Raw genomic sequence first — 1,131 nt, 5'->3', positions numbered from 1 at the left:
CCCTTCCGGGGGCGGGTGTTGAGTTCGTACTCGGCCGCGGCGACTTCTGCGTCGGTGACACGGGTGAAGTCGGTGCCCTTGGGGAAGTACTGACGCTTGAGTCCGTTGCTGTTTTCGTTGGTGGGACGCTGCCACGGGGAGTGGGGATCACAGAAGTACACCTTGCAGGAGGTCTCGTCGGTGAATCGGTGATGGGCGGCCATCTCTACGCCCTGGTCCCAGGTCAACGAGCGCCACAGTGAAGCGGGTAACTCTCGGGCCATGATCGTGAGGATGTCGGTGACGGTGAAGGTGTCATGGACACAGACCCGCCGCATCATCGTGTACTTCGTGTGACGCTCATCGAGGGTGACCAGCGCGGAGCGTAGATCCGACCCGATGATCAGGTCACCTTCCCAGTGGCCTGGCACCCGCTTGTCGTCAGCCTCCTCGGGACGTTTCGCCAGGACCGCGTCCTCCCCGATCCAGCCCCGGGGTTTAGCAGGCAGCTTCGATCTCGGTCGACGTTTGCTGCGGCCCTGACGTAACGCCTTGTCAACCGTCAATTCGTGACGCAGTGACCCGGCGGTCTGGATGTAGAGCGCCTGGTAGATCGTCTCGTGACTCACCCACATGTCCTCCCGGTCAGGGAATTCGAGTTTCAACCGGCCCGAGATCTGCTCGGGAGAATCACGCCGCTTCAACCGCTCGACCACCTCAGCACGCACCGCGCTACCAGGGGCCAGTTTCCCAGGCTTCGGCCGTTTCCGGGCCTGGTCGGCACGTGTCTGCGCGGGACGCCACCGGTACTTACCCTCAACGGATCCGCGTTGACGCTCCCGCCACACCGTCGAACGGGCCACCCCCAACTCGGCAGCGATCCACGTGTCACCACGTCCCTCGCTCAGCCGGATCGCGATCACCATCCGACCCGCCTGAGTCAGCCTGCCATTGCAATCGACCCAGTCCCCCTCGGGCACCCGACGCGGCTCCCGCGCCGCCCGCGGCCGCAGCTCGGGCACACCCCCGAGCCGCCCATGCTGCAACTTCACACCCTCGAGTTTGGCCCACCTCCACACCATCCCAGGCGAGATACCCAACCCCCGTGCGACTTCTCGCGCACTGAGCCCCTCAGCCAACCCGGCAAGGGCA

1 protein-coding gene is annotated in these 1,131 nt (G+C 65.0%); it reads right to left on the bottom strand.

Annotation, left to right across the window (positions count from 1 at the left end):
* On the bottom strand, positions 1 to 905 hold a 905-nt coding region (locus tag ABEA30_RS15865; RefSeq protein ID WP_345584602.1), incomplete at its 3' end, for an IS30 family transposase.
* Between the last annotated feature and the right edge of the window lie 226 nt (positions 906 to 1,131).

The sequence above is a fragment of the Tessaracoccus lubricantis genome (assembly GCF_039544535.1).
GTDB classification, from domain to species: Bacteria; Actinomycetota; Actinomycetes; order Propionibacteriales; family Propionibacteriaceae; genus Arachnia; species Arachnia lubricantis.
The sequence above is the reverse complement of the archived record's forward strand: the minus strand, read 5'-3'. Positions and strand labels throughout refer to the sequence as shown.